Source organism: Rhizobium sp. P1_B8 (assembly GCF_056406515.1).
On record NZ_JBFTZZ010000015.1, the window covers coordinates 275,534 to 297,677 of the forward strand.

General features: G+C 58.0%; 21 protein-coding genes. 8 read left to right on the plus strand and 13 right to left on the minus strand.

Annotation, left to right across the window (positions count from 1 at the left end; all coding sequences use genetic code 11):
- From AC1D2N_RS18950 to AC1D2N_RS18960, 3 genes are read right to left on the minus strand one after another with little or no spacing between them, the layout of a single operon-like run.
- A complete protein-coding gene (locus AC1D2N_RS18950) occupies positions 1-378 on the minus strand; it encodes a response regulator (protein ID WP_018516604.1) in 378 nt (125 codons plus the stop codon).
- 2 nt (positions 379-380) lie between these two features.
- Entirely contained in the window at positions 381-1,022 is a 642-nt protein-coding gene (locus AC1D2N_RS18955) for a response regulator transcription factor (RefSeq protein ID WP_130729636.1), read from the minus strand.
- Entirely contained in the window at positions 1,019-4,657 is a 3,639-nt protein-coding gene (locus AC1D2N_RS18960; protein ID WP_130729637.1) for a PAS domain-containing protein, read from the minus strand. Before AC1D2N_RS18960 ends, AC1D2N_RS18955 begins: the two co-directional genes overlap by 4 nt.
- A 417-nt stretch (positions 4,658-5,074) precedes the next feature.
- Between AC1D2N_RS18960 and AC1D2N_RS18965 the strand changes: the two genes are divergently transcribed.
- The 3 genes from AC1D2N_RS18965 to AC1D2N_RS18975 all read left to right on the plus strand — a co-directional run bounded on the left by AC1D2N_RS18965 (position 5,075) and on the right by AC1D2N_RS18975 (position 8,236).
- The gene (locus AC1D2N_RS18965; RefSeq protein ID WP_130729638.1) at positions 5,075-5,827 is read left to right on the plus strand and encodes an SDR family oxidoreductase; all 753 of its coding nucleotides are present in this window, start codon (positions 5,075-5,077) and stop codon (positions 5,825-5,827) included.
- 310 nt (positions 5,828-6,137) lie between these two features.
- Positions 6,138-6,908, plus strand: a complete 771-nt coding sequence (locus tag AC1D2N_RS18970) for an alpha/beta fold hydrolase (protein WP_130729639.1) — start codon at positions 6,138-6,140, stop codon at positions 6,906-6,908.
- Positions 6,909-7,177: 269 nt separating this feature from the next.
- Entirely contained in the window at positions 7,178-8,236 is a 1,059-nt protein-coding gene (locus tag AC1D2N_RS18975; protein ID WP_130729694.1) for an acyltransferase family protein, read from the plus strand.
- Positions 8,237-8,402: 166 nt separating this feature from the next.
- Here AC1D2N_RS18975 and AC1D2N_RS18980 read toward each other — a convergent pair whose 3' ends face one another.
- Positions 8,403-10,028 (minus strand): ArnT family glycosyltransferase, encoded by a 1,626-nt coding sequence (locus AC1D2N_RS18980; RefSeq protein WP_130729695.1) that lies wholly within the window; start codon positions 10,026-10,028, stop codon positions 8,403-8,405.
- A gap of 294 nt (positions 10,029-10,322) precedes the next feature.
- Between AC1D2N_RS18980 and AC1D2N_RS18985 the strand changes: the two genes are divergently transcribed.
- On the plus strand, positions 10,323-10,448 hold the full coding sequence (locus tag AC1D2N_RS18985) for a hypothetical protein (RefSeq protein WP_261330416.1): 126 nt from the start codon (positions 10,323-10,325) through the stop codon (positions 10,446-10,448).
- 68 nt (positions 10,449-10,516) lie between these two features.
- On the opposite strand, the gene AC1D2N_RS18990 is transcribed toward AC1D2N_RS18985, so the two are convergent.
- The 3 genes from AC1D2N_RS18990 to AC1D2N_RS19000 form a co-directional block, all read right to left on the minus strand.
- The gene (locus AC1D2N_RS18990) at positions 10,517-10,786 is read right to left on the minus strand and encodes a hypothetical protein (RefSeq protein WP_165403391.1); all 270 of its coding nucleotides are present in this window, start codon (positions 10,784-10,786) and stop codon (positions 10,517-10,519) included.
- 313 nt (positions 10,787-11,099) lie between these two features.
- The gene (locus AC1D2N_RS18995; protein ID WP_018245789.1) at positions 11,100-11,402 is read right to left on the minus strand and encodes a hypothetical protein; all 303 of its coding nucleotides are present in this window, start codon (positions 11,400-11,402) and stop codon (positions 11,100-11,102) included.
- A gap of 88 nt (positions 11,403-11,490) precedes the next feature.
- Positions 11,491-12,132: a helix-turn-helix domain-containing protein gene (locus AC1D2N_RS19000; RefSeq protein ID WP_018245788.1), complete on the minus strand. Its 642-nt coding sequence runs from the start codon at positions 12,130-12,132 to the stop codon at positions 11,491-11,493.
- 159 nt (positions 12,133-12,291) lie between these two features.
- On the opposite strand from AC1D2N_RS19000, the gene AC1D2N_RS19005 reads away from it, so the two are divergent.
- On the plus strand, positions 12,292-13,251 hold the full coding sequence (locus AC1D2N_RS19005) for a hypothetical protein (RefSeq protein WP_130718968.1): 960 nt from the start codon (positions 12,292-12,294) through the stop codon (positions 13,249-13,251).
- Between the two features lie 7 nt (positions 13,252-13,258).
- Here AC1D2N_RS19005 and AC1D2N_RS19010 read toward each other — a convergent pair whose 3' ends face one another.
- The 4 genes from AC1D2N_RS19010 to AC1D2N_RS19025 form a co-directional block, all read right to left on the minus strand.
- Positions 13,259-15,040, minus strand: a complete 1,782-nt coding sequence (locus AC1D2N_RS19010) for a hypothetical protein (RefSeq protein ID WP_130729640.1) — start codon at positions 15,038-15,040, stop codon at positions 13,259-13,261.
- A 95-nt stretch (positions 15,041-15,135) separates the two neighbouring features.
- Positions 15,136-15,804, minus strand: coding sequence for a response regulator transcription factor (locus AC1D2N_RS19015; protein WP_113543079.1), 669 nt, complete (start codon positions 15,802-15,804; stop codon positions 15,136-15,138).
- Between the two features lie 4 nt (positions 15,805-15,808).
- Positions 15,809-17,008 (minus strand): ATP-binding protein, encoded by a 1,200-nt coding sequence (locus AC1D2N_RS19020; RefSeq protein ID WP_113543078.1) that lies wholly within the window; start codon positions 17,006-17,008, stop codon positions 15,809-15,811.
- 502 nt (positions 17,009-17,510) lie between these two features.
- Positions 17,511-17,732, minus strand: coding sequence for a hypothetical protein (locus AC1D2N_RS19025; protein ID WP_113543077.1), 222 nt, complete (start codon positions 17,730-17,732; stop codon positions 17,511-17,513).
- Between the two features lie 196 nt (positions 17,733-17,928).
- Between AC1D2N_RS19025 and cax the strand changes: the two genes are divergently transcribed.
- From cax to AC1D2N_RS19040, 3 genes are all read left to right on the plus strand, one after another.
- Complete coding sequence (gene cax, locus AC1D2N_RS19030) at positions 17,929-19,023, plus strand: calcium/proton exchanger (protein WP_112907030.1); 1,095 nt, start codon at positions 17,929-17,931, stop codon at positions 19,021-19,023.
- A gap of 157 nt (positions 19,024-19,180) precedes the next feature.
- Positions 19,181-19,531 carry a potassium channel family protein gene (locus tag AC1D2N_RS19035; RefSeq protein ID WP_018245771.1) on the plus strand — a complete coding sequence of 117 codons (351 nt, stop codon included), beginning with the start codon at positions 19,181-19,183 and terminating at the stop codon, positions 19,529-19,531.
- Between the two features lie 236 nt (positions 19,532-19,767).
- The gene (locus tag AC1D2N_RS19040) at positions 19,768-20,004 is read left to right on the plus strand and encodes a hypothetical protein (protein WP_130718964.1); all 237 of its coding nucleotides are present in this window, start codon (positions 19,768-19,770) and stop codon (positions 20,002-20,004) included.
- Between the two features lie 127 nt (positions 20,005-20,131).
- Here AC1D2N_RS19040 and AC1D2N_RS19045 read toward each other — a convergent pair whose 3' ends face one another.
- Together AC1D2N_RS19045 and ppk2 are read right to left on the minus strand one after the other, a co-directional pair.
- The gene (locus AC1D2N_RS19045) at positions 20,132-21,244 is read right to left on the minus strand and encodes an AI-2E family transporter (RefSeq protein WP_130729641.1); all 1,113 of its coding nucleotides are present in this window, start codon (positions 21,242-21,244) and stop codon (positions 20,132-20,134) included.
- A gap of 38 nt (positions 21,245-21,282) precedes the next feature.
- A complete protein-coding gene (gene ppk2 / locus AC1D2N_RS19050; protein WP_018245768.1) occupies positions 21,283-22,128 on the minus strand; it encodes a polyphosphate kinase 2 in 846 nt (281 codons plus the stop codon).
- Positions 22,129-22,144 lie beyond the last annotated feature (16 nt).

Below are 22,144 nucleotides of genomic sequence, written 5' to 3' on the forward strand. Positions count from 1 at the left end.
TTACCCTCCATCTGTCGATTTATGCAAAGCGTTGGCGATAGCCGCCAGCAGGGCCTGGGCATCGAAAGGCTTGCGGAAAAATCCGCCCACGCCTTGAGCGCGGCCCTGATCTGCTATCTCGTGGCGGCCCGTGATCAGGAATACCGGCAGCTCCGGCCGTGATTTCCTCACCAGGTCGCGAAGTTCGAAGCCGTCGATGCCAGGCATTCCGATATCGGTGATGAGCAGGTCGAGGTCCGACAGCCCATTGACGAGCAGCGAGCCCGCCGACGAGAAGCTGCGAGCCACATAACCCGCAGATTCCAGAAGGTCGCCCATCGATTCAAGCAGCCTTGGATCGTCATCGACAATTGCCACGACGTGTCTTGTCTTGTTCATGTTCAATTCCCTCCCACTCGGCGCGAGTGGGTTATCGGTATTTCCAATCTCTCCGCGATCCGGACGAGATCGGCGAGCGATGCCGCCGCCATTTTCTGCATCACATTTCTTCTATGGATCTGCAGCGTCACTTCGCTGATCCCCAATTCGGCTGCTGCTTGCTTGTTGAGAAGACCGCTGACGACGAGCGGCAGCACCTCGCGCTCTCGCGGCGTCAGGTCGAGATAGAGTTGCCTCAGCATGTGGAGTTCGGCGCGTTGCGATCTCTTCTCCCGATCCTCAGCGATCGCCGCGTGAATTGCCGCCATCAGGTCCGCGTCGCTGAAGGGTTTGGTCAGGAAATCCACCGCGCCATGCTTGATCGCACGCACGGAGGAGGGGATGTCGCCGTGTCCTGTGATGAAGACGATCGGCGGATGGTCCCTGTCGGCGATCTGTTTCTGCAGATCCAGGCCGTTGATGTCAGGCAGCTCGATATCGAGGATGAGGCAGGCGGGGACATCCGGCTTGTCCGCTCTGACGTAATCGCAGGCTGACTCGAAGGCGATGGCGCGCATGCCATGCGATTCCAGCAGCTCGCCGAGGGCTTCCCGAATGCGTCCATCGTCATCGACGATGAAGACAATATGGTCATCGGCTGTCATGGCGCCGCCTTCGTTTCTATGGGCAAGGTGAAGATCAACGTCGCTCCGCGCGGATTGTTCTTCTCGGCCCACAACCGTCCGCCGTGCAGCTCGACGATCGAGCGGCAGATCGCCAGCCCCATGCCCATGCCATTTTCTTTCGTCGTGAAGAACGGCTCGAACATCCTCTCGGGAAACTCGATGCCCGGGCCGTGGTCGCTGATTTCGGTCCGGACGGCATTCCCCATATGCTGCACACGGATCTCGATCACCCTGTCGTCTGCAACGGCGTCCATCGCCTCGATGCCGTTGCGGATGAGATTGATCAGCACCTGCTGGATCTGGACGCGGTCGATTGCGACCAGCGGAAGGTTGCCCTCAATGCCCATGTCGATCCGAACGCGCCTGCGCGCCGCTTCGTCGGCCATGAGGTTGCGCGCTTCGTCGACGACGCCGGAGAGCGTCGTGTGGACCCTGCGGTCTGCGGATTGCTTGAACAATGCGCGGATACGGCTGACGACATCTGCCGCTGAGTTAGCGTCCCGGATGATGCGCTCCACCGTCCTCTGCGCCCGCTCCATATTCGGCGGTTCGGCCATGAGCCAGCGCTGACAGGCATGTGAGTTGGCCACGACGGCCGCGAGCGGCTGGTTCACCTCGTGCGCGATCGAGGCCGAAAGCTCGGCGAGGCTCGCCACCTGGCTCGCCCGTGCAAGGCCTTCTCGCGCCTGACGCAAATCTTCCTCGGCCCGAACCTCACCGTCGATATCAAGGCAGATGACATTCCACTGGACGATGATGCCGTCGGCATCGCGCATCGGCGCCGCACGCGTCTCAACCCAGCGATATTCACCATCGTGCCGCCGCAGACGATGCCTGCGCGCATAGGGCTCGCCGGTGGACAATGAATGGGCATAGTTCTCTTTGACCCCCGCCACGTCGTCGGGATGAACACCGGCATCGAGTGTGCCGTCCAGCCGGGTTTTCCCCGTTCCGTCCAGCTCTTCGAGATTATATCCGAGGAAGTCGCGGAGCTGAGGGTTGCGGTATACCGGTTCTCCATCAGGCGCCGCGCAATCGATCATTGCCGGCAGCGTTTCGACGATCTGCCAGAGCGAGCGTTCTCTCTCTCGCAGCGCGTCCTCGACGCGCAGCTGATCGTCGATATCATGCGTCAGACCGTACCACTGGACGATCCGGCCGCTCTCGTCCCGCAGAGGCTCGGCGCTGCCTTTCATCCAGCGGTAGACGCCGTCGGCGCGCCGCAGGCGATATTGCTTGGAGAAGCGCTCGCCGGTGACGAAGGAATGGTCGAGCGCTTCGGCGAGGCTCTCCGCATCGTCAGGGTGGACGGCGGCTTCCATGATGGCGGAAAGACGGTTCATGCCGGGCTTGTCTGCATCGGCAACGTCCAGTCCCAGAAAATTGATCAGCCGTTTGTTGAAGAAAGTCGGCTCGCCCTGCGAATCCAACCGCCAGAGAAGGCTCGGAACGATGTCGACGAGCTGTGACAGCTCTCGTTCCCGCTCTCGTAGGGCCTGTTGCGCGCGCACCTCGTCGTCGATGTCGAGTGCAGCAGCGTACCATTGTAGAATAATTCCGTTTTCATCCCGCAATGGTTCTGCGCGACCCTCCATCCAGCGATATTCGCCGTCCGCACGGCGCCGACGATACCTTATGGTGTAGGGTTCGCCGGTGGCGAGGGCATGGCTGAGCACCTCTCTCATGCGGGGTGCATCCTCGGGATGGACTGTCGCCCCGATGATGGCCGCTGAGCGGCTGACGTCCGGCTTGTCCCAAGCCGCGACGTCGTCCACCCCGATGGATTCCAGGGTACGCTTGCTGAAGAAGGTCGGCTCGCCGCTGGGCGCCATGCGGGCAATATGAACGGGGACCATATCGACGAGCAATGACAGCTCCCGCTCACGTTCGCGTAACGCCTCCAGCGCACGCACCTCATCGTCGATGTCGAGAGAAACGCCATACCATTCCGCGACCGTTCCGTTTTCGTCGCGCCGCGGCTCCACCCGGCACTCTGCCCAGCGGTAGACATCATCCTTTTCGCGCCAGCGAAATCGCATCGCGCAGCCGCCGCCGGTTTCGAAGCAGTTCCTGAGCGTACGCTGAACGTCGGGAGCGTCTTCGGGATGAACCAGCTGCTGCAGCAGATCGTCGATGCGCGGCTCACCGAGAGCGTCGAAATCGGCGATAACGGAGCGAAAATGGTCCTGATATCGCTTGTTGAAATAGAACGACCCGCCGGTAGGCTCCACGCTCCAGATGCGGACCGGCACGGCGTCTATGATCTGCTGAAGCTGTTGTTGGCTCCGCCGCACAGCCTCTTCCGCATGAACCTGATCGTCGATGTCGTGACAAAGGCCGTACCACTGAACGATGCGCCCCGACTGATCCCGCATCGGTTCGGCACGGCTCGACATCCAGCGATAGAGGCCGTCGGCGCGGCGCAGTCGATACCGCATGGCGAAGCTTTCGCCGGTAACGAGGCAATGGCGAAGGGCATCTCCGAACCCCGCCGCGTCCTCGGGATGAACGGTGGCCTCGAGGACGGCCTCCAGCCGGCTCATGCCGGGCTTGTCGAAATCCGCCACATCGAGGCCGAGAAAATCGACCATCCGTTTGTTGAAGAAGGTCGGCTCACCGTCGGGGGTCAGACGCCAAACGTGGCTCGGAACCATATCCACGAGCTGCGAGAGTTCCCGCTCGCGGTCGCGCAGCGTATCCAGACTTTGGCGCAATGTGAGCACTGCCAGCTGGTGCTGCCGGGATATGGCGGCCACGATGAGCGCCGAAAATGCCGAGATCGCCAGAAAAAGCTGCAGCATGACCTGCTTGTGCTTCTGGGATTCGGGATCGCCGGCAAACTGGCTGGTGCCTGTTATCGTGAACAGCGCCGTGATCAGGGCGAGGAGAGCCAAGGATACGGCAGCGCCTTTGAACTCGAAGCGAACCGCAGCCCAAAGAAGAGGCGGCATGATGATATACGCGAATGGGAGGTAGCCGCTCAGAGAAAGAGCGGCAACGCCGAGAAAGATCAGTCCCAGGACGCAAGCTTCCACCCATTGCGCGGCCGAGAGCCGGGTCTTGCCACGCCAGCTGTGAAACACGACCAGTGCCAGCGGCGCTACGATCAGGACGCCGGTGGCGTCCCCGATCCACCATAGAGGCCAAGCCGTTGCGAAGGATTGCGATTGTATGCCAAACCACGCCAGGGTCGCACTTCCCACAGTCGCGCTGACGATGGGCGCAATCCCAGCCCCCAGTACGACGAATGCGAGAACTTCCTGCAAGGTTTCCAACCGAACTGGCCGCGTCAAGGTCCGGTTGACGAGCCATGCCCCGGCAGCCGCTTCAAGGGCGTTGCCGATGTAGATCAGGAAAGCCGCAGGCAGGGGGCTGTGGAACCACAGGAAATTGCTGAACAATTCAGCCAGGCAGCCTCCCAGCACCCACCAAGGCCAGCTGTAGCCGGATGCGACGACAAGTGTCGCGATGAAAAGCCCCGCTGCTGGCCAGATGGAAATACCTGTTCCAGGGACGATCGCGAGCGACTGCGCGAATCCGCAGGCCAGCACATAGGCCGCAATAAAGAGCCCCAGGTGCAGGAGTTGGGGGCGGTGCGACCAGACGCTGATCATCAGCTGTTCCTGCAGGACAGACAAAGTCAGGGGATCGTCAGCGTTTCGTACCGTCGTTGTTCTCGATTTCGGGTCTGGCGGGCTCATATTCGAACCGTAACCCCGCCACATTGCAACCGCAACTCATGGAAACCCATGCATTGCGCGGGGATGTAGCCGCCGCGCCAGGTCGGAATTTTCGGCGCGAACGAAGACCGGCATGTCGTTCCGTCTTGCCGATTGGTCTTCCTAACCTTCGGGATGGCTCCGCTATATCCCAAGTCTAAGCCGCTAGACCTCTTACATAGTGGAAGGGGTCTGGCTTTCCGGTCATTGTGTCGCCGTTCGCGCCGCGCAACTCGGCGGCTATCTATAATGCATGTCGCCCGAAAGGGTGCCGCGGTTTTGGGAAGACGGCATGCGATGGAGGATGCTGATATGAAAATCACGGTGGTTGGAGCAAGCGGCCTTATCGGAACGCGGCTCAGCGAGAACTTGCGCCGCTCAGGTCACGAGGTAATGGCCGCATCATTGTCGCTAGGTGTCGATACAGTTTCGGGCAAGGGTCTCGAAGCGGCCGTGGCGGGAACCGAAGTCATTGTCGATGTGACCAATGCCGCATCATTCGGCGACCGTGCTGCATTGGATTTTTTCAAGGCTTCGACGAAGAATTTGCTCGCGGCCGCGACCGAGGCTGGCGTCAGGCACTATCTTGCACTCTCTGTTGTCGGCACGCCTCGTCTCGTGGAAAGCGATTATTTTCGCGCGAAAATGGTGCAGGAAAATCTCATCAGGGCTTCAGGCCGACCCTATACTATTCTCCGCTCCACACAGTTTTACGAGTTCATCAGCGGATTGATCGATACCGGTGCTGATGGCGATGTGTTTCGATTGCCCCCGGCGTTCATGAGGCCGGTCGCCGCGAGCGACGTCGCCGCATTGCTGGCGGAATTGGCAGTCGGAGCGCCGTTGGACGATATCGCCGAAATCAGCGGCCCGGAACAATTCGGTATCGACGAAATCGCCCGGATCTATCTCACCGCGAATGAGGATGAGCGGCAGGTGGTGACGGATTCATCCGCATCGTATTTCGGGGTTGAATTGACTGAAGACGCGCTGCTTCCTGAGGCAGGTGCGCGGGTGGCGACCGTAAAGCTATCCGACTGGCTCTACCAATCGATGGGGGAGTAGGCTGTGCGGTTTATCTCCCGGCCGGCAGGGGATTAACTGATCTGCCACTGAACTTTCGCCTGGCTGCAATTGGAGCCCTGGCGCCTTTGAATACGACAAGTGGCCAGGCCCCGCGGAATCGCAAGAGTTTTGTCGAGTTCGAGCCGGATGTGGCAATAGACCGGCATAGTTGCCGGGTCTGGTCTGAGCAATGCATGCGGCCTCAATGGCTCACCGCGATCTTCAAATCGAGGTGAACAGCGATTCCGGGACTTGCTTACAACAAGATTGTGCATTAAATAATCGTACGCGATACAAAAGGAGTTAAGCTATGTTGAAGATGTTTGTCGCCGCCGCCGCTATCGTGGCGGGAAGCTTTTTGAATGCCTACGCGGCTGAGAAGCCGACGGTCGTACTTGTCCATGGCGCATTCGCCGACGCCTCCAGCTGGAATGGCGTAATTACACGTTTGGAAAAGGATGGATATCCAGTGGTGGCGGTTGCTAATCCGCTTCGAAGCGTGACGTCGGATGGCGATTACGTGCGCAAAGTGGTGGCGGGACTGAAGACGGACGTTGTTCTCGTCGGTCACTCCTACGGTGGCTCAGTCATCAATGAGGCAGCAGCAGACAGCGCCAACGTCAAATCGCTCGTCTTCGTCGCGGCCTTCGCGCCTGATGTCGGAGAAACCGCCGTTGCGCTTTCAGGTAAGTTTCCGGGAAGCACGCTCGCACCGACCCTTGACGAGCCCGTCCCGTTGGATGGTGGAGTAAAGGACCTGTACATCAAGCAGAGCGCGTTTCACGATCAATTCGCTGCAGATGTATCCAAGGCGGAGGGCAAGCTGATGGCCGCAACACAGCGCCCCATCACTGATAAGGCTCTTGGCGAGGCCTCGACTGCGGCGAGCTGGAGGAAGATCCCGTCTTGGTTCGTCTATGGTGACGCGGATAAGAACATACCGCCGGCAGCGCTCGCATGGATGGCGGAGCGGGCGGGCTCGAAAGAGACGGTTGTGGTTAAAGGCGCGTCTCACGTCGTGATGGTCTCTCATCCCGATAAAGTCGCGAAGGTCATTGAAGACGCTGCATCCAGGAAATAGACCGCACTGTGATTCTGCGACCGGATCAACATTGATCCGGTCGTGGTGCGACGATGGTAAGGCATTCCACAGCGCGGGATACGAGGCCGCTGCCTAGGCGCTTAACCTAGCCTATGCTTCGCGCTTTATCCGTGCGGCGGCACCGTCATCGAGTGCGGCGTTCGTCCCGTTGTTGTTAGCGTCTTTCACCTCCGCGGCTGCTATGCATGCAAGCCGTCAGCCAGAAAACAGGTCATCCGTTAATCGGTTGCAAACGAAGACTTGGCAATGTGACCTCCGGTAGCAGGGCCGGTAAATTGACGAACCACATTGCGTTTCTGGACGAACTTCGAGGGGTAGCTGCGCTATCCGTTGTCCTCTTGCATGCGAGCCAGATCTTCGGTTTCGGCCTTGGCTCTTACGCCTATCTCGCCGTGGATTTCTTTTTTTGCCTTAGCGGTTTTGTTCTCGCAAACGGGTATGACCAAAAACTAAGGTCCGGTGGTTTGCGGAGCAGTGCATTTTTCCTGAAGCGCTTGGCGCGCCTCTATCCCATGATCGTGGTCGGTGTTGCGGTAGGCGTTCTTGCGGCGGTATTTGCTTCAGAACCGCATATTTCTCTCCACGACATCCCAATTCTTACCGTGGGTGCATTACTTCTCCTGCCCTTGGGACTCCTGGCGGGGCAAGAAGCGTTCTCGATTAACAGCCCACTCTGGTCACTCTGCTTTGAAATGGTCGCCAGCCTCGTTTACGGATCGGCCGCTCGCCGTAAAATTCGTTTGTGGGGCGATGTCGCGTTTCTCGCATTCTTCGCGGTCGCGCTTTTCCAAATTGTCGGCATCGAGGGTACAATTGGTCCAGTTGGATTTTCGAGCTGGCGAACATTCCTTGAAGGTTTTGTCAGAGTCGGTTTTTCATTTTTTGCCGGTGTTCTGATTTTTCGCTGGAACATCAATCATCGCGTCGGGAGGGTCGCGCCTCAGATTCCGCTTTTTATCCTGATCGTGGTTCTGTTCCTTCCCTTTTCCGTCCCCAGGGGGTTATACGATTTTTTCTGTATCACTATTATAATTCCAGTCGTTGTCGCTCTGGCAGCTGCAGTTCCGCCCAACGAGGAGCGGCCACTCGCGGCATACTTCGGATTGTTGTCTTATCCGCTCTACGCTATTCACCAGCCTATTATTCGACTTGGCGCTCAGTTCCAAAGCGCTAGCGATGGCGTCATACCATTGGCAATCACGGTGAGCGGCACGCTCTTAGCTGCTATTGCTGCAGCACATTTTCTATTCACCCACTTCGATAAACCTATCCGTGCTTATATGGGCAGGAAGTTTTCGGTAAATTAGCTTAAGCGCGCTTTCCCAAAGATCGTCAGCGGTGAACAACCCAGAGCGTGTCCGACGGATAAGGGCGAGTTCATGCGGCCCATAGTCTGTGTGGCGGACGACCGGCGCGATTTGGCGGTTCCTTTTCCGAGGGAAGGCAAGGCCCACGGCCCCAGCCTGTCGCGGCTCATGGGCGGGTGATCCGATAGATCAGCAAATCAGCCGAATCCACAAGCTTGGTTGAGGTCTTGTCGAGATAGTCGACAACCCCATCATGATGCTCGACGAACAGCAGGTCGTGCTTGTCGGTGGCGTTCTTGGCCACGCCGAACAGGTCCGCGCCCTGCGCGCGCAGTTCCTCGAGCTGCGCGATCGCAGTGGCGTCATCCGCGACGAATTTCGACCATTCCGCATCGCCTCCGCCAGGCGGGAATACCCAGCCGCGCGCCCTGCTGTAGTAGACTGCGACGGGATCGCCGACCTCGGGGGCGATGGCGACGACGAGATCGCCCGGTTGCGCCAACCGCGCCAGTTCCTCGCCAAGCAGCTTGCCGTTCATGGCGATCGGCTTCTTCATCGTCCTGACGAGCGGCAAGGTCGACCAGGCAAGCGTGAGAGCCACGATGCAGATCGAGCGAAGCATCACCGCCGGCGTTAGAATGGTTCTCGATGCAAGCGTTGCCAGAAGAAGCGCGCCGCGACCGCAGAACATCGCGACCGGCACATGGAAGATGTGGAGATTCCACACATTGCTGGTGATTTCGCCCGCCGCTGCCAGATAGATGATTAGGGCGGCAGCCAGCCACACATAGGGAATGGCCGAAAGGGTGCGTTGCTTCGGGTCTTCGGCGAGGCTGGCCGGCATCCATAAGCCGACCGCGAGCAGCACCATGAATGGATAGCCGTAGAACCACAGGACCGAGGTGTTCCACACGGATTTGAAGTAGAACCTGTCCCTGACATATGTCCAGAAGCCGTAATCCCAGATATAGCCGCCGCTGCCGGCGACATGAAACGGCGGATAGCTGCGGCCGAGATAAATCGCCCAGCTGAAATAAGCGCCGATGATGGCCAGGCTCAAAAGCCCCGACAGGAAGACCCAGGTCGCCTGCTTTCGCTTCTTCTCCAGAATCCAGCAGACCATCAGATAGAAGATGACGGCACCGGCAGCGATGCCTGGTGGCTTTGACAGCACGCCGAGCGAGAAGCTGACCGTGGCGAGCGGCAAGAGCCAGCCGCTGCCGCCGGCCCAGTATTTGGCGAACAGCCAGACGCCAAGGGTCACTAAGGCCAGCATCGCGGGATCGGGAAGAAACGAGCTGTCGATCATGATTGCCGCCGGCATCAGCGCGTAGGCAAGTGCCGCCGCGTGGGCACGCATCTCGTCCCAGCAGAGGGCCGTTAGCCTGTGCAACGAAAACACCGTCACGAGACCGAAGAAGGCCGCAACCATGCGGCCGAACCAGTCGTGCCAACCGAAGAGTTGGTAGAGCAGGGCTGTGAGATAGCTGACGATCTGGAACTCGCGGCCCTGATAGCTTGGCCCGGGCCCGGTCCAACTGACTTCCGGAAAGAAGATGTTCCAGCTGCGCTGCTGGAAATTGTCGGCCATCATTGCAGTGCTTATCTCGCGCCAGCTGAAGCCGTCGACCAGCGGCAAGGTGATCTTGTGGAACCTGAAGACGATCGCAATAAACAGGATCCCCAGCAAGATCGCCGTGTTGAGGTAGTTGCCAGCAGCCATGTCCCGGTCGGTCGTCTCCTGCGGGTATTGCTGACCTTCGGCCTGCTTCAATTCCAGGTCGTCTGTCATCTGAAACCCTGTCTTCCGTGACGGCCGAGGCGGCGCGATACGCGCCGGCATCGGATCGTGAGGAAGATTAGGCTGAGCGGGATCTCGCCGCCGACGCGGTCGGCTGCGGAGCTGCTCGTAGGCTTCACCGAGCAGCGGCTCGGACGGCTTGCGGGGCGGCTTTGTCATGATGGCAGTTCATCAGCAAAGCCTTAAAAAGCAATTCACCCAGATTGATTATTGAATTCATACGAACATAATAAGAACATCGGCGGGGCGGCTGCCAATCTGAAAACCCAGATATGAAGTGCGGAGATGCGCGAGCCGCCGATCAGCGAAGCCGTGGGAGACGATGGGCATGAGGAGGTGATCGGCCTATCCAAGGGCGATATGCACGCCGCTATCGGCACGCTGCTTGAGGACAGCCGATTGGTGATCTAGCGGGGGGACGATAATGAGTGAGCATGTTTCCATGGCGGCCGAACAGCGTTCAACTCCAGCAGCCTAGATCAGTGCTTCGGAGATGCCCCAAGCTTGACAAAAAGACATCCATTGCCGATCTCGATTTGCGTCAGAAGGTCCGCCCTTACCTCCTCGCCAACGACTGCTTTTATGTGCCGCCACTTTTGGCTTTTCGGATGTGCGGGCACCGGTACGCCTTCTCGTAAGAACAGCGTTACTTCAGGAACTTCATCTGATTTGTAGATGCAAATTCTCAACGGCTCACGTCCCTGTTTGCAGTAAATATTGTGCACTGCAAAACAAGAAATGGCAAACATTCATTTGCCGGGTAAGTCACGTTAGGTCGGTGCAAACCCGTGATGCTGAGGCGTACCCTACCGCCTGATGCTGAGGGCGGCGTCCGTCGGACGGTCGAGGAGCGCGACGCCGGAGGTTTGGATTTTTTCATATATGTCGCCGGGCTTCACCGCATCGAGGCGTTCAAGAAACCTTTATGAAGCTCAGGCTTGAACTAATCGTCGTCTCCTCCGGCCCGACCACCGCGATCGAGTCCGAGGACGCAGCGATTGCAGGGGTGAGCCTTGCCAGGATGCGAAAGTCCTCTGGATCTCTCATTTTCAATTCGATGCCCTAGCGTTTCAGGTCGTAGGCCTGGTGCGATGCGCGAAGCTCTGACAAGGTTTTGCCGACACAACTGCCTCCGCCTTCAGCGCCTATTGCCTTTGCCTTGCCGTCGATCGTGATGGTGCCGGCGATCCGGTCGGATGCAGAATAGGTTGCAGTTCCATCTTGAGACACACGCGACAGATAAAAGGCGTGAAAGGTTTCGTGGTATTTGCACTGGATAACCACCGGGAACTGATCAAACGGATTGTCTTGCGCCACAACTGCCGTCATGGGAAAGGCCAACGATATCAAGCCTGCATAGAGCATTTTGCCCGATGTGCCTGATTTCCGGCGAGATGCATGCGTCATCGTCAAAGTCCTTCTTTCTGAGATCGAACCTGCGAATGCTTTGCCGTTAGATCGTGAGGCTGATCAGCGCATCGCGATCGAGAAGGCGAACGATGCGTTGCAGTTTGCCGTTCAGGCAAAGGATACGTTTTTCGCGGAGCTTCGTGAAACAGCGGGCAACGGTTTCGACTGTCAGTCCAAGATAGTCGGCGATATCGCTGCGGGAAATCATCATGTCAAATTCGCAATCGCCCGGATGACGGTCGGCCATTTCGCAGACAAAGGCCGCGACGCGCTTCAGTGCGCTCTGCTCGGTGATGACGAGTTGTTTGTGTTGCGCCTTGGCAAGATTCGTCAAGGCAATGTGCAGAAGATCGATGGGAACGACGGCGTCATGATTGGCGCGAAAGGGCGTGACGCAGGTTTCGCAGACGGCTTCGGCAAAATCGGTGCGTATATCGCCCGTTTCAAGCCCGAACCATTCGCCCTTTCCGTAAAACGACAGAATGTATCTCTGTCCGGCGGCCGTCAGCCTATAGATCCGCACAGCGCCCGCTTCTACGTGGTAGATCGTAAGCGCGTGTTCGCCTTCGCTGTAGATCGTCTCATCGGCCTTGAGCCTAATCGACTGATCCTTGGTTGTAGCGGCTGCGCCCCCATACCGGTGGCCTCGAGCAGTCGTGTAATTTATTGCGTGATTTTGAAGCATCTGCGTCGCCCCTATCCGCATCGGAGCATAAGCAATTGCCGCGCGACCCGATATTCGAGATACCCCTTACGTATTGCTACGGAAGCCCCGGATTACTCTGCGGTGTATAAGGCTTTCGCCCTTTGGGGAGAGCGACACGAAAATGTCGTGGGAGGTCCTATGGCATCGGAAGAGGGAGGGGAAAGCGACTTATCTCAAGGTCCCGCCAGCGTGCGAGAGCAGCTTGAACGCATACTCGCCAGCCCGCAATTCCATGCTCCCGAGCGCGGGCGTCGCTTTCTGCAGTATATTGTTGAAGAGACGCTTGAAGGGCACAGCGAACGGCTCAAGGCCCATATGATCGCGCAGATCGTTTTCGGACGCGACGCGTCCTTCGATGCCCAGAATGATCCGGTCGTGCGCATAGAGGCTGGCCGTATCCGCCGCGCACTCGAGCGATATTACCTCGTGTGTGGAAGCAACGACCCGATAAGGATCACAATTCCCAAAGGAGGCTACGCCACGCTGTTTTCGAGCGGCGAAAACACGTCGATTGCCAGAGAAGTGGCCGCTTCGCAAGATCACGAGAATCCACAAAAACAGACTGGGCAGCAGGGGCCAACGACCTATCGCCATCTTCTGCTGCCGATTGGTGTCCCTGCACTATTCGGGGCAATGGCGATCTTAGCCCTCATTCGCCCACTCGAATCCTACCTATCACCACCGCAAGCGACCCGGACCCCTGTTGCCTCAGCGCCGACGAACAGGATCAGGATTACTGTCGACCCCCTCGTCGCCCTCGACGGCACGGCGCAGACAGCTAATTTTGCAAAGGGACTGGGCGATCAGCTGATTGCAAAACTCATGGAGGTGCAAAACCTGGTCGTGCTTACTCCAGGCCGCTCCGGCGCGGTAACGAGCGGACCGCATTTCAACCTGCAAGGAAGTGCACTTGTCGAAAGCACGATCGTGCATCTGCATATCCGCCTGATAGACGGCGCCGACGGGGTAGTCGTCTGGGCAAATCAATATGATCGCGATCTGAGTGGCCAGACCATTCTCGATGTCGAGGACGACATCGCCGTGCAAATCGCGATGGAGATTTCAAAATTTCGCAAGCTTGGCGACGCAGGGCCCTGACCCGTAACTATCTTGGCGTGTTGACAGGAGGAATGACCATTCCCGCGGCGCGCAGGCCGTTGAGGAACAGCTCCTGGTCTTCCGGTCTTTGCAAACGCAGAGAGACCTCCGTACGGACATTGCCCATCATTTCCGGTGCGTGGGTGTTGAGCCATTCCCGTTCCAGTCTGGCTTCATTCGTCTTTCCAGCGGTCCCGAGAATGGACAGCAGCAAGAGATGGTGCATGGGGTTGCCATCGAGATCGGACCGTCGCGACCACTGCTCCGCCGCTTCGATATCGCCTCGCATGAAGGCGCACAAAGCCATGCCGACCTCATAAAAGCCTTTAGGTCCGGCGTTCCTGCTGAGAGCGATCGACAGCAATTCGCAACCTGATTGCCATTTTCCTGACATCGCAAGGCGGGAGCCGTATTCGCCTGCAACTTCGACATCGTCTGGATTTGCGGAATAGGCAGAGGTCCCGGCCGTCAGCGCCTTCTCGATATCCCCTCTGAAAAAGCTCACCAGCATCTGGGCCTGCAGCACGTGCGGATTGCCGGGCGCCAGCGATATTGCTCGTTCCACCGCAGCAATCGCCAGTTCGAGGGGTTGGGCTGAGGCTGGCGTGCCGAGTTTGTAGCGAAAACGTATCTCGTCAAGATAGACCATGGACAGGAGGGCCCAAGAGGATGCGTTATCGGGAAAATGCTGGGTTGTTTGTTGCAGGCATTCGCGTGCCTTCCTATGGCTTTGCTCAGTCATGGCCTGCCGGTAGCTGTAATAGATCAGGGTGCAGGCATAGGCGTCCGAGCCGCCATTCTCCGCAGGCCTGGCGATCGTTTCCGTATCGGCTTGGAAGATAGCGCCATGTGGCTGTGCAATCGCGCTGGCGATTTTCCGGGCGGCATCGCCTTGAATCACAAGCTTGTTTTGAACATCGAGATTAGCATCATAGTTGTCGGCCCATATGACGGCCCCATCCGATTGACGCACCAGCCTCGCAGCGGCGCGCATCCTGCTGCCATCGAGCTGGACATTGCTCTGGAGCGCATAGGCGGCGCCGTCAGCAGGTTCGCCGAGTACCGACCCGGCAACTACGACGATGTCATCGAACTGAGCGAGTTGGCCGATGACGTCGTCCCTCAGGCCACGGGCGATGTCCGAACCGGCGCCTATGGGGCCGCTCTCGGAAAAAAAATCGACAACCACCTTTGGTTTCGCGGATCCCGCTGGTGATGCCCGGGTCGAAACATCCCGCGAAACTGAAAGTGCGCCAGCAAGAGCGAGGAGCAGAAGCGCAAGAACGGTGACGAGAGTGGCTCCAAGGCCAAGAGCGACTGGCCTCGCTCTGCGATCTATGTCCGGAAGCGGATCGTCTTGATCATCCAGTCCCCCGGCCGGCGATTTTTCCAGCCCTTTCTCAGATACGGGGTCGGGCTCATCCTGAGCATATTCGAAATGGGGCACATATCCGCCTTTCGGCACGGTAATGATGACCTCGTCCGCTTGGCCCGCGACAAGGTAGTAGCGCTCGAGGGCTTTTCTTATTCGGCCGGCCTCGATCCGGACGACCGGATCGTTTTGCGGATCGAAGGATGCTTCCCGGCCGAAAACCATATTTGCTATCGTAAAGGCCTTCAAAAACCCCGATCGACCCGCAAGTGTCTCGTTGACGACAAATTCCAGGAAATTTCGCCCGCGTTTGGGGGTGTGAAATTCCTCGCTCATGAGGATTCGCTCGACTTGCAGGCAGATTTCGTCTGCTGTCGGCTCAAAACTGCGGAAAGTGTTGAGCTTGGCGCTTCTCATGACCGACCGCCCCCACGACAAGATCACGCTATTATTTAAGTATGTTCTAACACATCATATCGTACATGTCTTTGCTTGCAAGGATTGCTTTTCGATCAGCGAAGGTGGGGCAATATGTGGCCGACGGGCGCGCCCCTCTCGATTTCAGATCGCTGCCCGGTCGCGTCAATGGTAATGGCCATCCACATGAGCTCTGTCAGATTGCGCGCGCCCATCTTTGCCATCACATTGGCGCGGTGGACTTCCACAGTCCGCGAACTGATGCCTAGATGATAGGCGATCATCTTGTTCTGAAGGCCGTCAAGCACGCCGATGAGGACTTGGTGTTCGCGGTCCGTAAGCTGCCGAAGTCGCGCCGTGACACTTTCGGGATCGGCAACCGCCCTGCCGGCACGCCTCTGTCCCATTGCTTCGTTGATGGCTGCTATCAGCGCCTCTTCTTTGAGAGGTTTTTCCAGGAAGTCGGACGCTCCGGCCTTCATCGCCAGAACGGCTGCTGCGACATCGCCCTGGCCGGTGATGACGATCGCCGGAACGTCCGCGTTGAAATCGTGCAAGCGGTGGAGCAGTTCGATACCGTCGACATGCGGCATGCGGAGGTCGGTAACAAGGCAGTTCCTCCCGGAAAGAGGCAAAAGCTCGAGAAACGCCCTCGCGCAGCTATGCGCGCGAACGGCAAAACCTGCCGATACCAATAGGAATGTCACCGACCGTCTGAGCGATTCCTCGTCATCAACGAGATGGATCGTGAGATCGTTTGCCATCGGCTTAGATCTCCGCCAGCGGAAGCGAGAAACAGAGCATCGAACCGCAGTTCATCCCCTTGCGCGCAGTTATGCGGCCTCCATGGGCTTCGACAATGCGCTTGGACAAGGCCAGGCCCATGCCGAGGCCGCGCGGTTTACTGGTCACGAAGGGGCGGAACAATGCCTCCTCGATCTCGGCTGCGATACCGCAGCCGTTGTCGGACACTTCGACAACGAGATGGGAAGATGTGTCGGATTTGGTTCGGATCGCAATATGGGGCTGATCGACATCGTCGGTTGCCTCCAGGGCATTGCGAACAAGGTTTGTCAACACCTGCACGATCTGGACACGGTCGACAATGACCGTGTCCCACGCCGCTTCGAGGCGGAGATCCGCATGGAGCCCCTTGCGCTGTGATCCGATGAACGCGAGTGTGGTCGCCTCATGGATCAACTCGTGCATCGCTTCCTGTTTTCTGGCGCCAGCGCCGGGCTTTACCAAGTCTCTTATGTTCTGGACGATCGTTCCTGCCCACATAGCATGTTGCGTAATGTCCGATAGGGCTTCGCGAAGCTTCTCGCCGCATCGACGGTGATCATTCATGACAAGGCGTCTGCATCCCTGCGAATAGGCAGCGATTGACGAGAGCGGTTGTGAAAGCTCATGGGCAAGGGTCGATGCCATTTCCCCGAGCGCGGTTATTCTTGCGAGGCGGGCAATCTCGCATTGAAGCTCCTGAACCTGCTGCAATGTCTCGCGCTCGGCGCGGAAGTCCTCGAAAATCGCTGCAGTGAAGCCCTCCTTTGCGTCCTGCCCCCTGATGATTGTAAGGGCAGTCGGGAATTGAGCACCGCTTTTGGTGATTGCGAGGCCGGCGCGTACTGGGCCTTGGTCTGCCCATCGCCCTCTTAGTTGAACATCCGGTGTCGAGCGCCAGACGAAGTCGATCTTGCGGCCGACCAATTCGCTTTCGTCGTAGCCAAACAGGGCGACTGCCGTTTTGTTGCAGGCCGAAACAAGATGGCTCTCGGTGATAAAAAACACCGCATCCGGCATGTGTTCGTAGAGCTTCCAGATCCAGTCCATCCGCGGTGCTCTATCTTCATGGCGGAGCACGCGTGAAGGTTGGCTGCGCCCTAGTATGAACGAGTCCCCTTCGACCACGGTTGAAACGTCAGGACCGTACTCTGCAACATGCGGCCTTTCCATCTTGATGGACATGATGGTCTCCTGCGCTCATCCGAGAAGTTATGCAGTAGCTGGACCGTTTTGCTCGTCGATAATGATGCAAGATTACCACCTTTGAACGGATGAGCGGTGTAGCATCGCGTAGGCTCTATTGTCGTCCTGCGCCCCCCAGCGAGAAGCTCGCGATATTTCGGGCTTCCTCATCTCCATTGATCCGGCGCAATGCCCGGGCGTGATTGTTCCGCTACTATGGCAAGCAAATGGGCGGCCGCCCGTTCCAACAAGTGGCTGGTTCAAACTGAAAGCCAAGAAACTGGCGTCTGAAGTCATCGAATGGGTGACACAGATCCGTAATGGCAATCTGACTTTCTATATAGGATGAGCGATTGTCGCACTGACAGGATGTTTTTCCGCACGTGAAATCGCCATTGATCGCCTCATCGCCGAGTTGGGACAGGCAAGCGTAGTCGCGACAAGTGCGAAGCGCTTGAGGAGTAAGCACGTCGGCCGAGTGCTGGCAAGCCGAGAGGATGTTCTATCCAGTTGATGCTGGTGCATCGTCGTGGAGGATTCGGTGATGTGGCGGTTGATTGTCGAAGCTCCATTCGAAGAGGATATAGAACTCGCCGTCATCGGCGATCAAGGCGTTGATGCCCTGATCTTTCCATGTCGGCGCCTGCCTGATGGTTGGGCGAATGCCATGACTGGTGAACGACTGGAAGTCCACCCCACCCATTGGCGCATATGGCAGATCCATCGATGCGAAGTTTCACGCCTCCATTGAATGTGCCCAATCGCAGGATGCTGCAGCGCACCTTGTCTGCGATCAATGACATGACCGGCCAAAATAGTTTGATGGTGTTCAAAGTGGTTCGGCCCCCGGATGAAGCGACTGTCACTTTCTTCCAGCAGACGGCCTTGCCTGAATAGCATCACCCGAATAGGAGCGTCCGTTGAGCCTCCTTTTGAAAGAGATACGCGACAGCCCTATGCTGTGGTTGCTGATCGCCGTGCCGGTGGTGTTCGTTGCTGCGATATTCATCCCCGAGGCCCACACGACACTCTTTGTTCTGTCGGTGCTTGCTATCGTGCCGCTGGCCGGGTTGCTCAGTCACGCTACGGAATCAGTTGCCGCCAAAACGGGTGACGCCGCAGGTGGGCTGCTCAATGCCACCCTGGGAAATCTCACCGAGTTGGTGATCGCGCTGGCTGCCCTGCGCGCCGGCGAGTACACGCTGGTGAAATCGTCCATCGCCGGCGCGATCGTCACCAACACGCTGTTCATGCTGGGCGCTTCGTTTTTGCTTGGCGGGCTTAAGTACCACTTCCAGGAGTTCAACCGAGCCAGCGCGCGTCTTCAAGCCGGCCTGCTCTTTCTCGCCACAGTCGGGTTGCTGATGCCTTCGGCTGTTGCTGAAATGGACTCCACCTCCGCGGCCGCCGTCACCCAACAGCTCAGTCTTGGCCTAGCCCTCCTGCTCATCGTCGGATACGGACTTGGGCTGCTGTTCAGCCTCAGGACGCATCGCGAGATTTTCGCCGCCGCAGAACACGCACAGACAGACGAAATGCCGTGGCCGATCGGCCTGGCCCTGGTCACGCTCGCCGGGGTCACCGTCCTCGTGGCGCTGGTAAGCGAGATCTTCGTCGAATCCGTGCAAAAGGCAGCGGAAGCTTTCGGAATGACGCCTGCCTTTGTCGGTTTCATTGTCGTCGCACTGGTTGGCGGCGCTGCCGAAATGGCCTCGGCGTTTTCCGGCGCCCGCAAGAACCGGCTTGACCTCAGCGTGGGCATCGCGCTGGGAAGTGCTTCGCAGATCGCTTTGTTCGTAGCGCCCGTCCTGGTCTTGCTCAGTTACGTGATCGGCCCGTCACCGATGGACCTGCAGTTCCCGCCAGGCGTCGTGGTGATGGTGCTGCTTGCGACCATTACGGCGATGTTCGTAACCAATAGCGGACGGTCTGCATGGTTCGTCGGCGTGTTGGTGCTGATGGTTTATTTGATCTTCGCCATAACGCTTTATGTCTTGCCGCCACGAATGCCGTGAAGTGGATTGCCGCTCTCGAGAGAGAGAGGCAATCGTCCGGAGGCAAATAGACTGTGGTTGGATGTGAGCGCGACTGATGCGGTCTGGTGGATCTCGGGCTTGGGTTCTCCACGCTTCATTGCTCTCTCCTGACGCTGACCGCAGAAAGGTCGAAGTCATGCCGTCAAAAGTAGGCAATGAGCCGAGCAATAGGCAAATTAGACGTCTGTTCTTCATCGCGCTTGCTAAGCAGCTGCGGGTAATCTGGCCGATTCTATCCGGCATTGTGTCGATAATGATCATCTCCGGCCTTGCGATATGGCGCATAGAGGATTGGCGAATCGACGAAGCTCTCTACTTCACCTTCGTTACAGGGCTTACTATCGGCTATGGCGATTTTACGCCCAAGCACGTGTCGGCGCGGGTGTTGGCAGTGGTGATCGGCTTTGCGGGAATTATACTGACCGGCGTCGTTGCTGCGGTCACTGTGAAGGCCTTGAACGCGACTGATCGCGGCAGCGCGGAGTAGGACATGTCAACGAGACGTCTTCCCCCGTCCGGCGGCGTGCCATCGATATGCTAGGTCACATAAAGCTACGTTTTCGCGCTGGCATGTCCACGTTCGCCGCAAACGGCTTCCCACCGCCATTGCATCCCAGCCGATCTCTCATTCCGAAAACACATCAATGCAGATCTCCTATGGTACGATCTGATACTCGAGCGATTTCGTATGATTTGCGGGGGTGCTTAACGCGGAGCTAATCAATGGGCAGAGAGCGTGGACGGAGGAAATTGATGCTTAGACTCCCCGATTTCCGTCGTGTTTTGGCCGACAGGGCCAGTGAGACACTGGACGAGATCTTTGAAGCTTACGATCTTGCCGCCGATGCGCTGGACCGGTTTCGAAGACAGAGTCCCAGGGAGGAAGTCCTGATCAAGGAGTACGAGCAACTCTGCCGCGAGATAGAGCAAGAAGTCATCATGTATTGCACCGATCGGTGAGGAGGGAATGCACACTTTAAAACCGGAAGGTAGTCCGTCGGCGGATGGAGATTTTTCGACTTGTGACAAGTCCTGACACGAGTTCGGCGTGTTTTCATGCCTCCCGTCTTGTCGGTCACGCTTTGTTTCAAGCATTTTTCGATCCGCCTGGTGCCTCTGACGGCCAGGCCCAGGCTCTCAGCAATTCATAAAAGACACTGAGGACGATCGGTCCCAAAAACAGCCCCAGCAGACCGTATGACAGGGTGCCCCCTATCACGCCAATCAGTATGACCGGCATCGGGGTCGAGAGACCTCTCGCCATCAGGATCGGCTTCAGGACGTTGTCGACAACCATGATCGGGACAGCGACGATTGTGAAGATGAGCGCGGTCGAAGTCGGCCAGGAGAACCACGCCCAAATGATGGCAGGCACGAGTACCAGCGCAGGCCCGAGCTGCATTATGCAAAGGACAAACACCAGTAACGTCAGGGCCCCGCGGGCCGGAATGCCAAAGAGGGCAAAGCACAATCCGCATAAGAGCGCCTGCAGGAAGGCGACTCCTATCACGCCCCTCGAGACGTTTCGCACGGTCATTCCGGCCAGGCGCGCAAAGCCGACGCCCTTATCGCCAGCGATCCTGCTTGCCAGTACCTGTATTGCCACAGCCAGTCGCGGCGACATGGTGAGTAGGATACCCGAGAGAATAATCGAGGCGACGAAGCTCAAGACACCGCCACTGAGCGAGGCCAATTTTGCGACGATGACACCCATGACTTCGAGAATTGGTGCTTGAAGCTTGACGATGGTCGATGCCAGATTGGTAGCGAGCTGGTTCCATGCGTCATAAATTCGCTCACCGACAATGGGCCATTCGCGAATGGTTGCCGGCGCGGCGGGCAGCGCGAAGTTCTCAGCCCGCAATTTGGCGAGAAGCGGCTGTATCGCATCGGTAACGTTGACCGCAACGAGCGCCAGGGGCACGATGATCAGGACGAGACAGGCCACGACAATGACAGTCGCGGCAATGACGGGCCTGTTTCCGATCAGTCTCGAAAGCGCCTCGAACATCGGAAAGAGCGCCACCGCAAGGATGGCCGACCAGGCGACGATCAGCGCGAAGGGCGCGATGAGAAGCAGGGTCCAATAGGCAAAGAGCCCGATAATACCCAATCTGACGAGGTCGCTTACCTTCGCCTCTATCGAAATCTGCCCCGTGTCGGCTCTTTGCGCCGTCGTATCTCCGGTTATTTGTTCCATCGTCGCATCCCGTCCCGCGCCGTTCCGGCCGAGGTGATCTATGACGTCGTGTCGGGCACGACGTGCCGAATACTGCTATCCTCGACAAAATCCGACGGGCGTTTCTGGCGTTTGCCGAGATCAGGTGCCGCAAACTTCACACGCTCATAGGGAATGGATTGCAGGATGTGCGAGATGCAGTTAACCCGCGCATGCTTCTTGTCATCCGATGGCACGATCCACCACGGCGCATGGTTGCTGTCGGTCATTCGCAGCATTTCGTCATAGGCGCGTGTGTAGTCCCACCAGCGTTGATAGGATTCGACATCCATGGGGCTGAGCTTCCATTGTCTCAACGGGTCGTCGATTCTGCGCTTGAAACGGCGATCCTGTTCATCTTCACTGACCGTCAGGAAGTATTTCAACAAAATGATGCCGCTTTCGACGATTGCCGCTTCGAAGCGAGGCGCCAGTTCAAGAAATCGCTGTGCCTTCTTCTCGCTGCAGAAGCCCATGACGCGATCGACGCCTGCACGGTTGTACCAGCTGCGATCGAAGATCACGATTTCCCCAGCCGCCGGCAGATAGCCGATATAGCGCTGCATATAGATCTGGGACTTCTCGCGATCGGTCGGAGCGGGCAGGGCGATCACGCGAAAGACGCGTGGGCTTACCTTTTCCATGATACGCTTGATCATGCCACCTTTCCCGGCGGCATCGCGCCCCTCGAAGACGATGACCACTCGTGCGCCGGATTTTTTTATCCAAGCCTGCAGATGGGCCAGTTCCACCTGCAGGCGGCTGATTTCCTTGTCATAATCCCATGACTTCTTCTTCTTCTTTTTGTCTTTGCCATTGCGGCCTGCCTCTGCATCGACCTGCTGGGGTTCATATTTCTCGTCCATGGTTCTCCTCCTTCGC

Bases quoted from the DNA above. Each gene is read 5' to 3' on its own strand.
- AC1D2N_RS18950 (WP_018516604.1), bottom strand. From the start codon at position 378: ATGAACAAGACAAGACACGTCGTGGCAATTGTCGATGACGATCCAAGG.
- AC1D2N_RS18955 (WP_130729636.1), bottom strand. From the start codon at position 1,022: ATGACAGCCGATGACCATATTGTCTTCATCGTCGATGACGATGGACGC.
- AC1D2N_RS18960 (WP_130729637.1), bottom strand. From the start codon at position 4,657: ATGATCAGCGTCTGGTCGCACCGCCCCCAACTCCTGCACCTGGGGCTC.
- AC1D2N_RS18965 (WP_130729638.1), top strand. From the start codon at position 5,075: ATGAAAATCACGGTGGTTGGAGCAAGCGGCCTTATCGGAACGCGGCTC.
- AC1D2N_RS18970 (WP_130729639.1), top strand. From the start codon at position 6,138: ATGTTGAAGATGTTTGTCGCCGCCGCCGCTATCGTGGCGGGAAGCTTT.
- AC1D2N_RS18980 (WP_130729695.1), bottom strand. From the start codon at position 10,028: ATGACAGACGACCTGGAATTGAAGCAGGCCGAAGGTCAGCAATACCCG.
- AC1D2N_RS18985 (WP_261330416.1), top strand. From the start codon at position 10,323: ATGCGCGAGCCGCCGATCAGCGAAGCCGTGGGAGACGATGGGCATGAG.
- AC1D2N_RS18990 (WP_165403391.1), bottom strand. From the start codon at position 10,786: ATGTTTGCCATTTCTTGTTTTGCAGTGCACAATATTTACTGCAAACAG.
- AC1D2N_RS18995 (WP_018245789.1), bottom strand. From the start codon at position 11,402: ATGCTCTATGCAGGCTTGATATCGTTGGCCTTTCCCATGACGGCAGTT.
- AC1D2N_RS19000 (WP_018245788.1), bottom strand. From the start codon at position 12,132: ATGCTTCAAAATCACGCAATAAATTACACGACTGCTCGAGGCCACCGG.
- AC1D2N_RS19005 (WP_130718968.1), top strand. From the start codon at position 12,292: ATGGCATCGGAAGAGGGAGGGGAAAGCGACTTATCTCAAGGTCCCGCC.
- AC1D2N_RS19010 (WP_130729640.1), bottom strand. From the start codon at position 15,040: ATGAGAAGCGCCAAGCTCAACACTTTCCGCAGTTTTGAGCCGACAGCA.
- AC1D2N_RS19015 (WP_113543079.1), bottom strand. From the start codon at position 15,804: ATGGCAAACGATCTCACGATCCATCTCGTTGATGACGAGGAATCGCTC.
- AC1D2N_RS19020 (WP_113543078.1), bottom strand. From the start codon at position 17,008: ATGTCCATCAAGATGGAAAGGCCGCATGTTGCAGAGTACGGTCCTGAC.
- AC1D2N_RS19025 (WP_113543077.1), bottom strand. From the start codon at position 17,732: ATGGATCTGCCATATGCGCCAATGGGTGGGGTGGACTTCCAGTCGTTC.
- AC1D2N_RS19035 (WP_018245771.1), top strand. From the start codon at position 19,181: ATGCCGTCAAAAGTAGGCAATGAGCCGAGCAATAGGCAAATTAGACGT.
- AC1D2N_RS19040 (WP_130718964.1), top strand. From the start codon at position 19,768: ATGGGCAGAGAGCGTGGACGGAGGAAATTGATGCTTAGACTCCCCGAT.
- AC1D2N_RS19045 (WP_130729641.1), bottom strand. From the start codon at position 21,244: ATGGAACAAATAACCGGAGATACGACGGCGCAAAGAGCCGACACGGGG.
- ppk2 (WP_018245768.1), bottom strand. From the start codon at position 22,128: ATGGACGAGAAATATGAACCCCAGCAGGTCGATGCAGAGGCAGGCCGC.